The organism is Candidatus Formimonas warabiya, from assembly GCF_002777255.1.
Classification (GTDB): Bacteria; Bacillota; Dehalobacteriia; order Dehalobacteriales; family Dehalobacteriaceae; genus Formimonas; species Formimonas warabiya.
Genome location: NZ_CP017634.1, coordinates 680,935 through 695,567 on the forward strand (window position 1 = coordinate 680,935; position 14,633 = coordinate 695,567).

Below are 14,633 nucleotides of genomic sequence, written 5' to 3' on the forward strand. Positions count from 1 at the left end.
CCGAACCCGATACCCGGATCCAGAAAAAAGTAAGCAATATTGATTTAGTTTTTTCCCGGTAACCGGTTCCCGGATCCCGAAAAGCCCTTTGGGCTTTTTTATTTATACAAGCCCATACTTTCTGCTTCCCGAAGCTGCTTTTTGTCAATCTTTCCTGTAGCGGTTTTAGGAATACTCTCGAGCAGTTGCACTTGGCGGGGACATTTAAAGTTAGCCAATCTCTCACGGCAAAAGACGGAGAATTCTTTCGGTACTGCCGTTTCACCAGGTTTTAAAACAATAAAGGCCTTAGGCACTTCACCTCTTAGACTATCATGAATGCCGATTACCGCTGCCTCTGCAACCTTGGGATGTTGGTACAGGCATTCTTCAACTTCTCTGGGATATACGTTGAGTCCGCTGACAATCAACATGTCCTTCTTCCGGTCGACGATGTAAATGTAACCGTCGGCATCTTTTTTGCCCAGGTCGCCGGTGTGGAACCAGCCATCTTTGATAGCCTCCGCGGTGGCTTCCGGCTGGTTGAGATAGCCTTTCATGACGTTGGGGCCTTGCACACAGATTTCTCCAATTTCTTCCGGAGGCAGTTCCTGGTCATTTTCATTTACAATCTTCACCTTGACTCCTTCTAAAGGTGTCCCCACAGAACCGGGCTTCCGCAGGCTCATGGGGTTGGCATAGGAGACAGGAGAGGTTTCTGTAGGGCCGTTTCCTTCAATCACAATGATACCGTATTCATCCTCAAAAAGATGCATGATTTCTAAGGGCATCGGTGCTCCGCCAGAAAAACACAGGCGCAAAGAGGAAAGATCAATTTCATTTGTGTTTCCGGAGTTTTGCAGGATGGCAGCATACATGGCGGGAACCCCGCAAAAAAGGGTCACTTTGTGTTTGCCGATTTCCTTCAGTACGTGATCCGGCCGAAACTGGGCCATTACGGTAATGCTTCCTCCGGAATAAATAGGACAGAGCATGGCCGCCATTTGCGCATAAGAATGAAACAAGGGAAGGACACACAAATGGTTGTCCTTCGGGTTCATTTCTACATGGTTTACCACAGCAGCCGCATCAAACATTAAATTGCTATGTGAGAGTAAGGCTCCTTTCGGCTTTCCCGTTGTGCCTGATGTATAAAGACAGGCGGCAATATCCTCCGGGTTGATGGCAACTTTGACGGGTGCGGATGGTATCGAGATCAAATCATCCCAAGAGATTACATCCTCATCGGATTCTCCGCCGATGACGATGATTTTTTTCAGCGCGGGAATTTGACCCCAAACGCTTTCCACTAAAGGCAAAAATGCTTGGGTCGTGATGAGAAAAACCACTTCGGCATCATTTAAAATATATTTAATTTCCTCCCCTTTAAAAAGAGGGTTTAAAGGAATAACTGTCCCGCCGGCCCGGGTAATGGCAAAATAAGCTCTGATAAAATCCGGTGAGTTTGCGAGGAGAAGGCTCACCCGCTGTTGGTACCCTAAGCCAAGATCGATAAAGCCCTGGGCAAGGTTGTCCACTTCTTGATCAAACTGACCGTAAGTAATTTCGGTATCCCCAAAAAAAATCGCTTTTTTGTCTGGAAGACGGGCGGCCGTGTTTCGTAAAAAAAGATCTACTGACATAAATCTCCTCCTTTATAGGTATTTAATGCTTCATGATAGTAGTTTAATTTTACCGGCTTTTTCCCCGAAAAACCATATTCTGTCTCAAAATTTTTTTCCTTTCCCAATACTTTTTTTGTCGAAATTCGGAAACAAAAATCCCTGGTAAAACGTCTAAATGAAATAGTAACACACAAGTTTGTCTTATGGAGGTGGAAAATATTTAATAATTATGAAAAGATATGAAATACGTCATTGGACAGGAATGAGGAGTGGTTAAATGAATTTTAAACATGATCATTTATTCAAAACGTTAGTTGCATTGCTGCTGGTAAGTTTTTTAATTTTTAATGTCTCCTTTCCTGTTTTTGCCCAAGATGAGAAAAAAGTTAACGTCAGAGTGGACGGACAATCCGTTAATTTCGATGTCGCACCTTATATTGACAGTCAAAACCGCACCATTGTTCCTCTGCGCTTTATTGGGGAAGAATTGGGATACAGTTTTGCCTGGGATGCTCAAACCAAACAGGTTGCTTTTGCCGGTGACGGCGTATTGATTTTTCTTACCATCGGTAAAAAAGAGGCGACCGTAAACGGTGATCAGGTTCTTTTGGACACTGCGGCAGTAACAAGAAACGGCAGGGCAATGGTGCCTTTGCGTTTTATTGTGGAGAATTTAGGGGCCACAGTGCAGTATGATACCGCGAAAAATCTGGTTAATATTGTAACGAAAGAGGGGGGCGAAATGCCTGTTACTGAAACCAGAACCGCTGTGGTATCGGAAGATGGCGTGAATATCCGAAGTGGACCTGGCCAAACATATAAGGTAATTTCTCAGGCGAACAAAGGTAATACCTTTAAGATATTGGGCCAAAGCAACGATTGGTATCAAATTGAAATCACCGGCAATTCCTCCGGGTGGATCGCAGGTTGGCTGGTTTCGGTACGGACGGACAGCTCTTTGCCTTCCCGCAGCGAAGAACCCGGGGAAGGAAGGGATCCTCCCGTAACATCCCAGCCCGGACCATTGGCTTCTATTACGGAAGTAAGTGTGGATACCTCCCAAGGAGATCCTTTGCTCACAGTTACGGGTGATCAAACCCTTAATTATGCCACGTCCATTTTGGACAATCCGCGCCGGCTGGTTTTGGACTTTTTCAATGCTGTCTTAGACACGGAGGAAATCGAATCTGAAGATTTAGAAGTTGACACGGAATTGGTAGATGGGGTTCGTATGGCCCAGTTTTCGGATAATCAGGTGAGAATTGTGGTGGATGTTTCCGGTCCTGCCGGGCTTACCCTAGCTTCCGGTAGTGGGAAAACCTTATCCTTTAAAATCGGTAAACCAACTTTACAGGGTAAGACCATCGTGATCGATCCCGGACACGCCAGTATTCAGCCGGGAGGATGGGCGGATCCCGGAGCAGTTGGTCCGACAAATCTCAAAGAAAAAGACGTCGTGCTCGATATGGGGGTAAGTGTTGCGGAAATTTTAAAAGCACAAGGAGCAAAGGTGATTATGACCCGGACGGGCGATACTAATTTGACTTTGGGTGGCAGGGCCGACGTAGCTAATAAAAATAAAGCGGATATATTTGTCTCCATCCATGTCAATGCTAATGTGAGCAGAACGACTAACGGCACATCCACTTACTTTTTCGGTGACGTGGCCGGTCAATATCAGGCAAGAGAAAAATTAGCGAAATCAGTCCAACAGGAGTTGGTTAAATCGATTCAGCGAAAAAATATCGGGGTGCTTCAGGCTAATTTTGCTGTTTTACGCTATACCCAGGTGCCTTCTATTTTAGTGGAGACTGCGTTTATTTCCAATTATGAGGAAGAAAAGCTTCTGGCTGATCCGGCGTTTCGTTTAAAAGTAGCTCAAGGGATTGCCAATGGCATTGAACGGTATTTTTTAAACTAAAATTAATATTTTAGCGCTGACAATTGACCAAAGAAGCTGTAGTTATTTTTCTCAGCTTCTTTGTTTTTACGGATTGTCCCTAAGAAAAATGGCATAATAAAATGAATAATACTTAAGGATGGTGTATTTATGACGAAAGCATTCACCCGAGCAGGGATTCTATTTTTCGTAGCTCTCGTTTTCTTCGTTGGTTGTACAGCTAACCCTTCTCAAAAGGAAATGGATGTTTCCACGGAAAAAGTAAACCTGTATTATGGGGATAGCAACAACGAAAAACTGGTTACCGAAGAACGAGAAGTATCTTTTTCCCCAGAGGCTGATAAATACAAAATAATTCTTGAGGAATTAATCAAAGGGCCGGAGGACAAAAATCTCCGGGCCAATATTTCACCAAACACCAAAGTATTTGGCACCATTAAACAGGGCAACGACTTGATCGTCGATTTCAGCCGGGACTTTAATCAATTTGGCGGCAGTGTGGCGGAGATCATTAGCGTGGCCTCGGTCGTTAATACCATGACCCAACTAGATAATATCAACAGAGTGAAAATTCTGGTGGAGGGACAGGAATTGATTGGGCCGAGCGGAGAACCCAGAGGATTTATGGCGTCTTTCGGTGATACGCAAGAAACAACCACGGATGTAGTGCTGTATTTTGGGAACAAAGATGCCACGAAAGTTATTGGGGAAACGAGGAAAATTCCCGGCTCTGCCGATGAAAACAGGGACGGATTTATTAAAAAGGTACTGGAGAAATTAATTGCCGGGCCCCAGCGCTCCGATTTATACCGGACCATTCCGAAAGAAGTAAAAGTACAGTCTGTGGAAATAACGGACGGCACAGCTTTTATAGATTTTTCTCAGGAAATGCATACAAAGCATTGGGGCGGGTCAGCCGGTGAATCTATGACGATTAATTCTGTGGCAAATACGCTGACGGAATTTGATTTTATCAAAAGAGTTAAAATGACAGTGAATAAAGAACCGCTGGCAATTGAAAACACCATTCTAGAGGAGCCGGTAGAGCGTAACGAAAGCATCATTGAGCGTTAAGTCTTTCATAGAGCAAATTTTTTCAGGCCTTTGGAAAAGAGGCCTTATTTTTTTGGGAAAAAACTTGACGCCAAACATTTGTTCCTCATAGAATAAATATAGTTCACCGAAACGATGGGCTAGGTTATCTTCATTTAAATGAACTGGGAGGGACTCTGAAATGAACCATTTTTTTGCTTATTTATCCAGAATGAAATTTATTCAACGGTGGGGTTTAATGCGGAATACCCGCTCTGAGAACATTCAGGAACATAGTTTGGAAGTTGCCATGGTGGCCCACGGTTTGGCCCTGATTCGAAACCGTTATTTTAAGGGAGGGATGAATGCCGAACGGGTCATTGCTTTAGCCGTGTTTCATGAAGCCGGGGAAGTCATCACCGGTGACCTGGCTACTCCTATTAAATATTTTAATCCGGAAATTGAACAGGCCTATCATAAAATTGAACAAGTGGCCAAGGAAAAGCTTCTTCAGATGCTCCCGGAAGAATTAAAGGCGGAATATGCCTCTCTCTTTTTTCTTAACGAATCAGACCGGGAGAATTGGAAGCTGGTGAAAGCAGCGGATAAGATTTGTGCTTATTTGAAATGCCTGGAGGAGCTGAAAAGCGGAAACCAGGAATTTTCAAAAGCTGAGAAAGCAATAAAATCGGATCTGGAAAAAATGAATCTTCCGGAAGTTACTTATTTCATGAATAAATTTGTGCCTAGTTTTTCTTTAACACTGGATGAATTGAACTAGTTATGCCATAATAGGATTAATAAAAAGGGAGTAGTTGAGGAGGAAAAATAATGGATACAGCGGTATTAAATTTGTCCTTTGAAATTGATTTGGACCAACTGTTGCATCATCTCCATATTAAGCCCGGCAGTCCCCATGTGGAAAAAGTAAAAAGACTAGTAGACGAGGCTGCAAGTGTTGCGAAACCAAAGGCCGTATACCAGGTAGCATATGTTGATGAGAAAAATGATAATGATGTTGTGATCAATGGAATTAAATTTACCAGCCGTGTTCTAAGAGTAAACCTGGAAGAGGCATACCGGGTTTTTCCCTACGTAGTAACCTGTGGGGCCGAACTGGAAGAGTGGTCGAAAAAAATTGACGATATGTTTGACAGTTTTTGCGTTGATGCCATCAAGGAGGCGGTATTGCGCTCTGCCCGGCAAAATTTTACTGCCTTAATTGATCAAGAGTATGGTTTGGGACATGCCGCCAATATGAACCCTGGCTCACTGCAGGATTGGCCTTTAAGAGAGCAGAAACCTTTGTTCCAACTGCTGGGAAATGTCAAGGACCTGATTGGGGTTGAGTTGACCGATAGTTTTTTGATGATTCCCATCAAAACGGTTTCCGGAATTAGATTCCCCAAGGAAGGGACTTATGAAAACTGTCAGCTGTGTCCGCGGGAAAAGTGCCCAGGCCGTAAAGCCCCCTATGATAAAGACCTGTATGAGGAAAAATTCAAATTAAAATAATGGGGTTAGGCTTTTTTATATTAAAAAAATTGCCGCTATCGTGGTTATCGCTAATCCAATCAATACCGGGATTAGGTTGCGGCGGGCTAAGTCAAAAGGGTTAACACCACAGATGGCAGCCGCAGGAATCAATGCCCAGGGGACAAGAGTACCTCCACCTACCCAAATAGCAGCTATTTGACCAAGGGCGGTCAGGGTAGCAATTCCCGAACCAATAGAATTGGCAAACAAGTGGGCGACCGATCCTGCTAATGAGATGCCGGAAAAGCCTGAACCGTCCAGTCCTGTGATTGCACCTACAGTTGTAAGGGTAATTGCGCCTATTGCGGCATTAATGGGCACGGTATTGGCCAAGGCAATGCCCAGATCGTTAACGAGACCCTGAGAGTTCTGGGGAAGCACCTCTCCAAAAATTTTAATAAACGCAGAATCGCCTAAATAGAAAAACGCCGCAATGGGGATCACTGGGCCAAATACTTTGAAACCAAACTGAAAACCTTCAATCAGGTAAGCCGTTATTTCCTCTAGACTATCGTTTCTATGAGAAATGACGGCAATTAAAATGAGGATAAAAATAGAAGTTCCCCCGATTAATGCCGTAGCATCTCCACCCTGCAGGCGGGCAAAGTACATGGTCACCACGTCGAAAGCAAACAAAACGGGTACTATGACGGCCAGGAGCTTTTTACTCTGTGGAGTGAGAGCTTCTTTTCGCACCGGACTTTTATTTCCTGAATCCGTGCTTAATTCCTGATCCTTTTTTTCACCTGACCTATTTTCCAACGGTATTAGACCATTTTTCATATCCCGTTTTAAAAGCCAAAAAGCAGAAATAGTAGTGACTGCTCCCATGATAAATACCAGGGGAATGCTTGCTGCCACTACCTGATTAACAGCTATTCCGGCGGCGTCGGCGGTGAGCTTTGGTGCTCCCTGAATAATAAAATCACCGGAAAGAGCAATTCCATGGCCGAACAAGTTCATGGCCATGGCCACGCCCAGAGCCGGAAGACCCACCCTAAGAGCAACAGGCAATAATACGGCTCCCAACAGGGCAACTGCCGGAGAAGGCCAAAAGAACCAAGAAATTCCCATCATCACCATACCGATGACCCAGTATGCTAATGAAGGTGAGCGAATCAATTTAGCAAAAGGAGAAATCATTACTTCATTAATCCCGGTGCGCGTTAATACTTTGCTCATGGCTACAATAATAGAAATGACCAGGATGGTTCCCAACAGCTCGGTAATGGCAAAAACCATACTGTTGAATATGCCGATTATGGATTGATACAAGGAGTTTTTGGCCAGTAAACCAAGAACAAAAATTCCTACGATACACACCAGTGTGGTATCACGTCGCATGATCATGACAAGAATAATCAAGAGAACAAAAACTAGATAAACCCAATGCAATGCATTCAGGTCGATCCCCATTGATCTCCCTTCCTTTCAAAATAGCCAATTTTTTGTATTACAAAATATGCGTTAATAGGGAATGTAGTGCAAGGCCAACTGCTTTGTCCATTCTTTATTGATGGCCAGGAAGAGGATCAAGGGATCTCCATAAAGGATTTCTAGACTACTTGACAGGAAGCGCGAACTCCTTTACAATATAAAATGTTCCTGCAAGACTTATGTTTTGGAAGGTACCATGTTGAAAGAGCAGGATAGTTATGTTAGAATTAGCGCACGAGGTTGTTTAGCTCAAAAGAATACAAATTTGGGGTCTTAGCTCAGTCGGTTAGAGTGCTTGCTTGACATGCAAGAGGTCGTTGGTTCGATTCCAATAGACCCCACCACTTGGAATTAAAGGGACTGCTGGTTTTTGCAGTTCCTTTTTTTATGCTCAAAAATAGTCAACACCCTATTTACACTTTGAAGAAAAAAGCAGGGTGGTTGCCGCCTCTCATTCCCTAATGGAAAGGGGGTGGTGCTATGACTGCATTAAAATTAATTATGGCATATTGTTTGCGTGGGAAAAGTGATCGCAAAGGTTAAGCCTTTGGGATTATTTATTTTATTTGGTGGGTAGGCTAATCATAAACAAGGCTTCAGAAGGAGTGATTTTTTGAATCAGGTACCGGAAGGGTTTCCTGTTTTAGAAGTGAACCCCATTATAGATCAATCCGTGCGGGAATTGTGCACGAGACCCTATCCGCTTCATCCGAAAGGTTGTCCCAATTTCGGGCAAAAGGATACCTGTCCGCCAAAAGCAAAAATGTTTTTTGAGGTCTTCGATCCTTCCTATCCTGTTTATGCAATTGTTAATGCCTTTGACTATCGGGGCCATAAAGAACAGATGCGGGCGAAACATCCGGAATGGTCGGAACGTCAGTTGGCATGCGTACGTTTTTGGCAAGGAAAAGCACGAAAACAGTTAAAACTAGCCATCAATATGTTTTTAAGTAAGCATGAAAATTATGCGGCCACCACCTGTCCGGAGGCCTTAGGAGTTAATGTGACGGAGACCTTAAAAAATGCGGGTATTATCATGGAGTGGCCCCCAAAAGAAATTGCTTACCAGGTGGCATTGGCGGGTAAAAAGAAGACAGGCGATTGCTAAACTCATGCTTTGTCTCATGGAACCTTTGATGAATGCCCGCCATAATATATGGTAAAAAAAACTGGAGGGGGTTTTGATGACCACGAAACTTCCGGATATGCCCGAGTTGTTAACACCTGAGGTGATGGAAGAAATTATAAAAAACGCTGAGGCCGTAAAGATTATAATAAATTCTGGGGAAGAGGAGATGAATATCCATAAAAACTGCAATATGGCCTGTTGTTGTCCCAAGTTATTAAAATTTAAGTTTATTTTCTGTAATGTTTATATTATAAACCAGAATGCAAAATGCTCATCGGAGCCAGAAATAGGTAAAAACTAAAAACCGATCTGAATTTTCTCATGGAAATCCGTCACAATCTGACGGTTTTTTATTTTCTACCAAAAAACGACATTGTTCTTGGCGTGAAATGGTGTAAAATAAAAAATATGGAATCTAATCAGCTTTTTCTGCTGAATCATTGGAGGAAGGTAATAATGGGTCGAAATAATAAAGAATTAGTACCGGAAATGGTTCAGAAAAGTAATTTTGACACAGAAAAGCAAAAGGAACCCCTTACAGAAGCAAGTCTTGCGGAAATGTTAAAATTGAACAATAAGCTGAATACGATCATGAAGGATATGACGGAAGGTTTAATCATTTTAAACAGTGGACTTCGTTTCTTATATTTGAATCACGCGGCAAAGCTTCTCCTTCATCCGGTTAACTTGGAAAGCATCATCGGGAAGGAATTAGGCGAAATATTTCCTCCGGAATCCTTGTTATATCAAACGCTTTATAAATCCTACACAAAACAATTGGCGGTTCGTCTGGAATACAATCCTGTACATACGGACCAATTTTTAGAGATGGACATTTATCCCCATAAAGGAGGTTTACTGGTTTATTTACGGGATATTACCAACCGGAAAAGCTATGTCAAACGGGAGCAAAATAATTACAGCAGGTTAGTTGATGTTTTGGACCGCATATCCGACGGGTTTTATGCCCTCGATCATGATTGGCGGTTCGTTTTTGCCAATAAGGGGGCTGGTGAATTTTTTCCCCGGATTCCCGGGGACCTGATCGGCAAGGTAATTTGGAAAGTAATTCCCCAGATTGCCGGAACCGTTCTTGAAGAAAAATTAATCAAAGCCAAGCAAGAGAAGATCTATCTTAAATTCGAAACAAAAGGATTATTTCAGGAGAATTGGTTTGAAAAACACATTTTTCCTTCTGAAAACGGACTAACTGTTTATTTTAAAGATATTAGTGAGCGAAAACGCTTGGAATGGGAGATTTCCCGATTGGACCGGCTCAACTCCGTGGGGGAAATGGCTGCCTGTATTGGACACGAAATCAGGAACCCGATGACGACGGTGCGGGGATTTCTTCAAATTTTAGGGGAAAAAGAAGAATGTCTAAAATATAGGGAATCTTTTACCCTGATGATTGAAGAGCTGGACCGGTGCAATTCCATCATCACGGAGTTCCTCTCTTTTGCCGGTAAAAAAGATACAAATCCGGAACTGGTTAATTTGAATGCCATTGTTGAGGCGATCAGACCCTTGATATTGGCGGATGCTGTGATTGACGATAAAAATGTTATTTTTGAGCTGGACCCGGTTCCCGATCTTCTTCTGGATCGGAATGAAATTCGTCAGCTGATTCTTAATCTAACCCGTAATGGATTGGAAGCCATGTCCGCAGGAGCGACATTGCTGATCAGAACCTACTGGGAGGGGAACGAGGTGGTTTTGCTGGTTAAGGACCAGGGTTCCGGCATCGATGCCTCCGTTATTGAAAAGATCGGTACCCCCTTTGTGACCACCAAGGAAAAGGGCACCGGACTAGGATTACCGGTGTGTTACAGGATTGCGGATAAGAATAACGCTGCCATCAGCTTTGAGACAGGAAGTACCGGCACCACCTTTTTTGTTCGTTTTAGCAAGAAATAAGAAATATAAGAAATAATTGTACAAAGAAAATGAAATTTTTTTTCGATCAGATTAAAGAAGTGCTCCATTTAGCCGAAATATAGAAATAGAAAGAGTATATTGTTAGGGAGGATAAAATGAAAAGACATTATTTCTTAATTTTGCTGCTCTTAATATTGATGTGTCTCGGACAAGGGGCCTTTGCGGCAGAAATTTCCGAAATCAGGATCCTTGATGGTTCAGGTAGAACTGAACTAACTGAAACTACGACTTATCTGACCAGGGAAAACCTGGTTGACTTTCAAGTTGATTATCTCGGCGCTTCCAGCATCAAAATTGGTGCGCTTACTAAATCGGTAACTGAGTCTGTTTATGACGAGGCTACAGTTACTTTTAGGGATTATGTGCTGAAGCCCGGTTTAAACAAATTAACGGTTCAGGCAGTAGGTTCCGGCGGTACGGCAAAAAAGAACATTACCATCAATTATGTATCTTCTTTTGTTAACGAAACCCAGTATGTCTTAGAAATCCCCTCTACCGGGAAAATCAGTATTTTTGACAAAGCGGTTAATCTTACCCTTCCCAAAGATGATTTTATTGTTGACAGCGGGGGAGATATCATCGAGGACCAAAAAATTAAATTTGAGGTAACAGATTTGGACACCGATGATTATCCGAGCAAATTCCGTACACCGGTAAGCAATGTCATTGATATATCGGCCAATGACAGTGATGGGAAAAGGCTAATTAATCCCGGGACAATTTCCATAAAATACAGCGCTGAAGTGCCGGAATCCAGTGCCAGTAATATCACCATTATGTATACTCAAGGATCAGACTGGGTTAATATTGGCGCCGTTGTTGATGCCAAAAACAGAACTGCCACAGCGCCTTTTCAGGAGTTTGGCGAATATGCTGTTTTTAATGCGTCCAGATTTTTTGATGATTATAATTGGGCTAAACCTTATGCAGAGCCTTTATGGGCGAAAGGGATCATGCAGATTCGCCAGAGCGATGGAGATATTGTGTCTGAGGATTTTGATGAAGATACGCAAGAATTGGGTTTAGAGAATGACTGTTTAAGAGCGGATTTTGCCAGTATGATTGTTAAGGCCTTAGGGTTGCTGCCTGTGAATAAGCCTGGCTCCGACAACAGCAGGTTTACGGACATCAGTACAAGCGATGATGAACAAGACATTGAAACTGCTGCGGCGTACGGTATTGTAGAGGGAGTGAGCGTAAATCGTTTTAATCCTAATGGATCCTTAACCCGGGCTCAAGCAGCAGTGATTGTGGCAAGGGTGCTTAATCTGAGTTTGACGATCGATGAAACTAAAGTAGCGACTGAATTACAAAAAGTCTTTACAGATGAAGATGATTTTAATGCTATCCCTGACTGGGCAAGGCCTCATGTGCTGGCTTGTGTAAAAGGAAAATATTTCAATGGGATCCCTACGGGTGACGGATCCGAGGTAGAATTTAAGGCCAACCAAAAGCTGAACCGGGGAGAGGCGGCCAAACTGGTCTACCTGATCATGAAAGCTAAAAAACGCATCTAAAAAATAGCGGCATCAGCCGCTATTTTTTTTACCAGGAAAGTATAAAATGGTCTGAAGGTTTCCTTCAGATATCAGAAAGTAAGTAATCAATCTTGACTTAATTAGTTTTCCCGGTAATCGGACTCCCAAAAGTTTTTTGAGTTTTTTTACGATCCTGAATTGGACAGGGTCACTACCATACTTACTTCGCTTTCTTTTTGCGCCCGATCAAAAAGGATTTTAAGCCCGGACCATATTTCTTCTTCTGTTCCGGTAAGCTGAGTCGAGATGGAACCGACTTTTGTGTCCAGATCTAGGTCGGCAACCGCATCCAATGAATCTCTGATGATTTCACTGGCTCGACTGGTTTTTTGGGGATAGAGGGAAACTTCGGCAGAAATCAAGATAACTCACCTCCGTGTTTTTGATCTTATTTTGCGGGAAACGGCTGGTTTTTATGACTGGAGGAATTAAGTAATTAGGAATGGAACCAAAATCTGAGAAAAAGCATAACATGATAGGCAGAAGAACTATTCCTGTTGCTATTCAGGAGGTGGTAGCATGTCGAAAAAGGCACGCCATAAAAAGCATGATCAACCGCAAGAGGATTGCCGTCAAAATTTTGGAGCGGATCACCATTGGATGCGTATTTTTGTGAAGCTGATCATCATTTTGTTAATTTTTAAGTTTCTCTGCATAGCTTTGGAAGAAGAGTAAAGGGACAACGTTGTTCCCGTTATTTTAGTTACAGCACCATTTTTCTCCCCGTATACAACGAAAAACCCACACATATACTACTATTAAGCAAGAAAGGGGTGACAAAATGGCGACCTCAATTACCATCGGCACTTCCATTGAATCTGAATTTATCAGTTCCAGGCTGGGAAAAGATTTTAATATCCTCCAAAATGAAGGAATTAATATTATGATGGAGCGAAACTGCCTGGGTGATTATACCGTGTTGGATTGTTCTCTCAAAGAGCTCCCCATACCGGAACATGAAATGATTTTAAAGCATTATGTGGCAAATGCCATTTCAGATTTTATTCTTACCCAATGGGAACATTTGATTTTAAAAAAAATTACCAAACTCCAATATTATTATTTGACCAAAGATGAAAAAGAAAACGTGTTAAATAAGGCCAGAAATATCCTGGAAACCGTTGCTAAGCCCGGGAAAGACGACTATTTGCTCTATCGTTTAAACAGAAAAAGTAAAATATTGCATACCGTGCTGGATTATCTTTCCCAGGATGATACCATTAATATTGATGGCTTTGTGAATTTCCGGCTGCAGGATTATATTGAAGATTTACATCATGTCATTGAGCAGGCTGTAGATGAATTAATGATGGAAAAAGAGTATCAGGAATTTATCATGCTCTTAAAATATTTTGTTGACATTCAAGAGCCCCGCTTGGAAAAGGTACATGTTCTATTATTGCCTACAGGCAGCTTTAAATTGTTCGACGACAATAACAAATCTATTAATAGTCAATGTCTTGAAGGCTGTATTGTAGAAATGATTGATAACGAGATAAATTATGAAGACCTGCTCATTAGCGCTCTGATCACGATTGCCCCGAAAGAAATCGTGTTGCACATACCGGAGCCATTTAAAGCGGGCAGTTCAGTGAAAACGATTCAGGGTGTTTTTGGGGAGCGGCTGGTAATTTGCAATGGGTGCAGCCGCTGCACCCAGAAAAACCGGAACAGCCATTAAAGCCATGGAGATTCTGTTGAGATAGAGAAAGATGCGAAAATGGATACTTAACTGGTATGGAAAAAAGCGCTTATGCGCTTTTTATTGCTTTTAAGCCCTGGGAATGGTATTCTTACTAAAAAGATTTCCGTGACATGGAGGATTTTATGTGGCTTCAGTTGATTACTATTCCTCTGGTAGGGGCATTGATTGGTTGGATTACCAATGTTTTAGCAATCAAATTAATTTTCCGGCCTTATCGGCCTGTACGCATTCCCCTTTTGCATTATCAAATTCAAGGACTGATTCCTAAGAGAAGGGAAGAATTGGCGGTCAATGTGGGACAAGTCATTGGCAATGAATTGCTTTCCTGGGACGATGTCCTGTCTAAATTAAACCAAAAAAGCATCAAAGAAAGAATTGTGAAGTCAGTGGTAGAGACAGTAATGCAAAAATTGGATGAGCGGACCCCTTCTTTGGTTCCCCATTCCCTCAAAAAGTTATTTCTTGGTATCGTAGAAGACATTCTGTATAAAGAAACTCCGGGGATGATCAATAATTTCTTAATGGATTTCTCTGGTAAGGTGAAAGATGAGATTGACTTTCCCCACATGATCCAAGATAAAATCAACAATTATGATCTGCATGAATTGGAGCGGGTGATACTTTTAATTGCCTCCCGGGAACTAAAACATATTGAAATTCTGGGAGGGGTTTTAGGGTTTGTCATCGGAGTAGTTCAGGCCCTGCTTTTCTATTTATTTGAATAAGGGAGCTAACTATTCAGTAGTTAGAAGCCGGGAGTCAGCATGGAAAAGTGTTTATCGACGGGAAATATCCCGGCGGGTAAATTTTAAAT

14 protein-coding genes and 1 tRNA gene are annotated in these 14,633 nt (G+C 42.4%); 12 read left to right on the forward strand and 3 right to left on the reverse strand.

Going from position 1 to position 14,633, the window contains the following annotated elements:
• Positions 1–98: 98 nt before the first annotated feature.
• A complete protein-coding gene (locus DCMF_RS03105) occupies positions 99–1,622 on the reverse strand; it encodes a long-chain-fatty-acid--CoA ligase (RefSeq protein ID WP_148133076.1) in 1,524 nt (507 codons plus the stop codon).
• 259 nt (positions 1,623–1,881) lie between these two features.
• On the opposite strand from DCMF_RS03105, the gene DCMF_RS03110 reads away from it, so the two are divergent.
• The 4 genes from DCMF_RS03110 (at position 1,882) to DCMF_RS03125 (ending at position 6,051) form a co-directional block, all read left to right on the forward strand.
• Positions 1,882–3,525, forward strand: coding sequence for an N-acetylmuramoyl-L-alanine amidase (locus tag DCMF_RS03110; protein WP_148133077.1), 1,644 nt, complete (start codon positions 1,882–1,884; stop codon positions 3,523–3,525).
• Positions 3,526–3,654: 129 nt separating this feature from the next.
• Positions 3,655–4,578 carry a GerMN domain-containing protein gene (locus DCMF_RS03115; protein ID WP_148133078.1) on the forward strand — a complete coding sequence of 308 codons (924 nt, stop codon included), beginning with the start codon at positions 3,655–3,657 and terminating at the stop codon, positions 4,576–4,578.
• 160 nt (positions 4,579–4,738) lie between these two features.
• Positions 4,739–5,317, forward strand: a complete 579-nt coding sequence (gene yfbR / locus DCMF_RS03120) for a 5'-deoxynucleotidase (RefSeq protein WP_148133079.1) — start codon at positions 4,739–4,741, stop codon at positions 5,315–5,317.
• Positions 5,318–5,367: 50 nt separating this feature from the next.
• A complete protein-coding gene (locus tag DCMF_RS03125; RefSeq protein ID WP_148133080.1) occupies positions 5,368–6,051 on the forward strand; it encodes a vitamin B12 dependent-methionine synthase activation domain-containing protein in 684 nt (227 codons plus the stop codon).
• Between the two features lie 15 nt (positions 6,052–6,066).
• On the opposite strand, the gene DCMF_RS03130 is transcribed toward DCMF_RS03125, so the two are convergent.
• Positions 6,067–7,488 (reverse strand): hypothetical protein, encoded by a 1,422-nt coding sequence (locus DCMF_RS03130; RefSeq protein ID WP_148133081.1) that lies wholly within the window; start codon positions 7,486–7,488, stop codon positions 6,067–6,069.
• Positions 7,489–7,776: 288 nt separating this feature from the next.
• Between DCMF_RS03130 and DCMF_RS03135 the strand changes: the two genes are divergently transcribed.
• The 5 genes from DCMF_RS03135 to DCMF_RS03155 all read left to right on the forward strand — a co-directional run bounded on the left by DCMF_RS03135 (position 7,777) and on the right by DCMF_RS03155 (position 12,093).
• Positions 7,777–7,853: transfer RNA gene (locus tag DCMF_RS03135), tRNA-Val, on the forward strand.
• Between the two features lie 269 nt (positions 7,854–8,122).
• On the forward strand, positions 8,123–8,617 hold the full coding sequence (locus tag DCMF_RS03140; RefSeq protein WP_148133082.1) for a hypothetical protein: 495 nt from the start codon (positions 8,123–8,125) through the stop codon (positions 8,615–8,617).
• A gap of 76 nt (positions 8,618–8,693) precedes the next feature.
• Positions 8,694–8,939, forward strand: coding sequence for a hypothetical protein (locus DCMF_RS03145; RefSeq protein WP_148133083.1), 246 nt, complete (start codon positions 8,694–8,696; stop codon positions 8,937–8,939).
• A 155-nt stretch (positions 8,940–9,094) separates the two neighbouring features.
• Entirely contained in the window at positions 9,095–10,555 is a 1,461-nt protein-coding gene (locus tag DCMF_RS03150) for an ATP-binding protein (RefSeq protein ID WP_214659054.1), read from the forward strand.
• A 116-nt stretch (positions 10,556–10,671) separates the two neighbouring features.
• Positions 10,672–12,093, forward strand: coding sequence for an S-layer homology domain-containing protein (locus DCMF_RS03155; RefSeq protein WP_148133085.1), 1,422 nt, complete (start codon positions 10,672–10,674; stop codon positions 12,091–12,093).
• A gap of 146 nt (positions 12,094–12,239) precedes the next feature.
• Here the strand turns inward: DCMF_RS03155 and DCMF_RS03160 are convergent, their stop codons facing one another.
• The gene (locus tag DCMF_RS03160; RefSeq protein ID WP_148133086.1) at positions 12,240–12,476 is read right to left on the reverse strand and encodes a YkoF family thiamine/hydroxymethylpyrimidine-binding protein; all 237 of its coding nucleotides are present in this window, start codon (positions 12,474–12,476) and stop codon (positions 12,240–12,242) included.
• 157 nt (positions 12,477–12,633) lie between these two features.
• On the opposite strand from DCMF_RS03160, the gene DCMF_RS29055 reads away from it, so the two are divergent.
• From DCMF_RS29055 to DCMF_RS03170, 3 genes are all read left to right on the forward strand, one after another.
• Entirely contained in the window at positions 12,634–12,789 is a 156-nt protein-coding gene (locus DCMF_RS29055) for a hypothetical protein (protein WP_214659055.1), read from the forward strand.
• 106 nt (positions 12,790–12,895) lie between these two features.
• Positions 12,896–13,795: a putative sporulation protein YtxC gene (gene ytxC, locus DCMF_RS03165; RefSeq protein ID WP_148133087.1), complete on the forward strand. Its 900-nt coding sequence runs from the start codon at positions 12,896–12,898 to the stop codon at positions 13,793–13,795.
• 146 nt (positions 13,796–13,941) lie between these two features.
• A complete protein-coding gene (locus DCMF_RS03170) occupies positions 13,942–14,544 on the forward strand; it encodes a DUF445 domain-containing protein (RefSeq protein WP_214659056.1) in 603 nt (200 codons plus the stop codon).
• Positions 14,545–14,633 lie beyond the last annotated feature (89 nt).

Coding starts and splice junctions, on each gene's coding strand:
- ytxC (WP_148133087.1), top strand. CDS start 12,896: ATGGCGACCTCAATTACCATCGGCACTTCCATTGAATCTGAATTTATC.
- DCMF_RS03150 (WP_214659054.1), top strand. CDS start 9,095: ATGGGTCGAAATAATAAAGAATTAGTACCGGAAATGGTTCAGAAAAGT.
- DCMF_RS03145 (WP_148133083.1), top strand. CDS start 8,694: ATGACCACGAAACTTCCGGATATGCCCGAGTTGTTAACACCTGAGGTG.
- DCMF_RS03170 (WP_214659056.1), top strand. CDS start 13,942: ATGTGGCTTCAGTTGATTACTATTCCTCTGGTAGGGGCATTGATTGGT.
- DCMF_RS03125 (WP_148133080.1), top strand. CDS start 5,368: ATGGATACAGCGGTATTAAATTTGTCCTTTGAAATTGATTTGGACCAA.
- DCMF_RS03130 (WP_148133081.1), bottom strand. CDS start 7,488: ATGGGGATCGACCTGAATGCATTGCATTGGGTTTATCTAGTTTTTGTT.
- yfbR (WP_148133079.1), top strand. CDS start 4,739: ATGAACCATTTTTTTGCTTATTTATCCAGAATGAAATTTATTCAACGG.
- DCMF_RS03110 (WP_148133077.1), top strand. CDS start 1,882: ATGAATTTTAAACATGATCATTTATTCAAAACGTTAGTTGCATTGCTG.
- DCMF_RS03105 (WP_148133076.1), bottom strand. CDS start 1,622: ATGTCAGTAGATCTTTTTTTACGAAACACGGCCGCCCGTCTTCCAGAC.
- DCMF_RS29055 (WP_214659055.1), top strand. CDS start 12,634: ATGTCGAAAAAGGCACGCCATAAAAAGCATGATCAACCGCAAGAGGAT.
- DCMF_RS03155 (WP_148133085.1), top strand. CDS start 10,672: ATGAAAAGACATTATTTCTTAATTTTGCTGCTCTTAATATTGATGTGT.
- DCMF_RS03115 (WP_148133078.1), top strand. CDS start 3,655: ATGACGAAAGCATTCACCCGAGCAGGGATTCTATTTTTCGTAGCTCTC.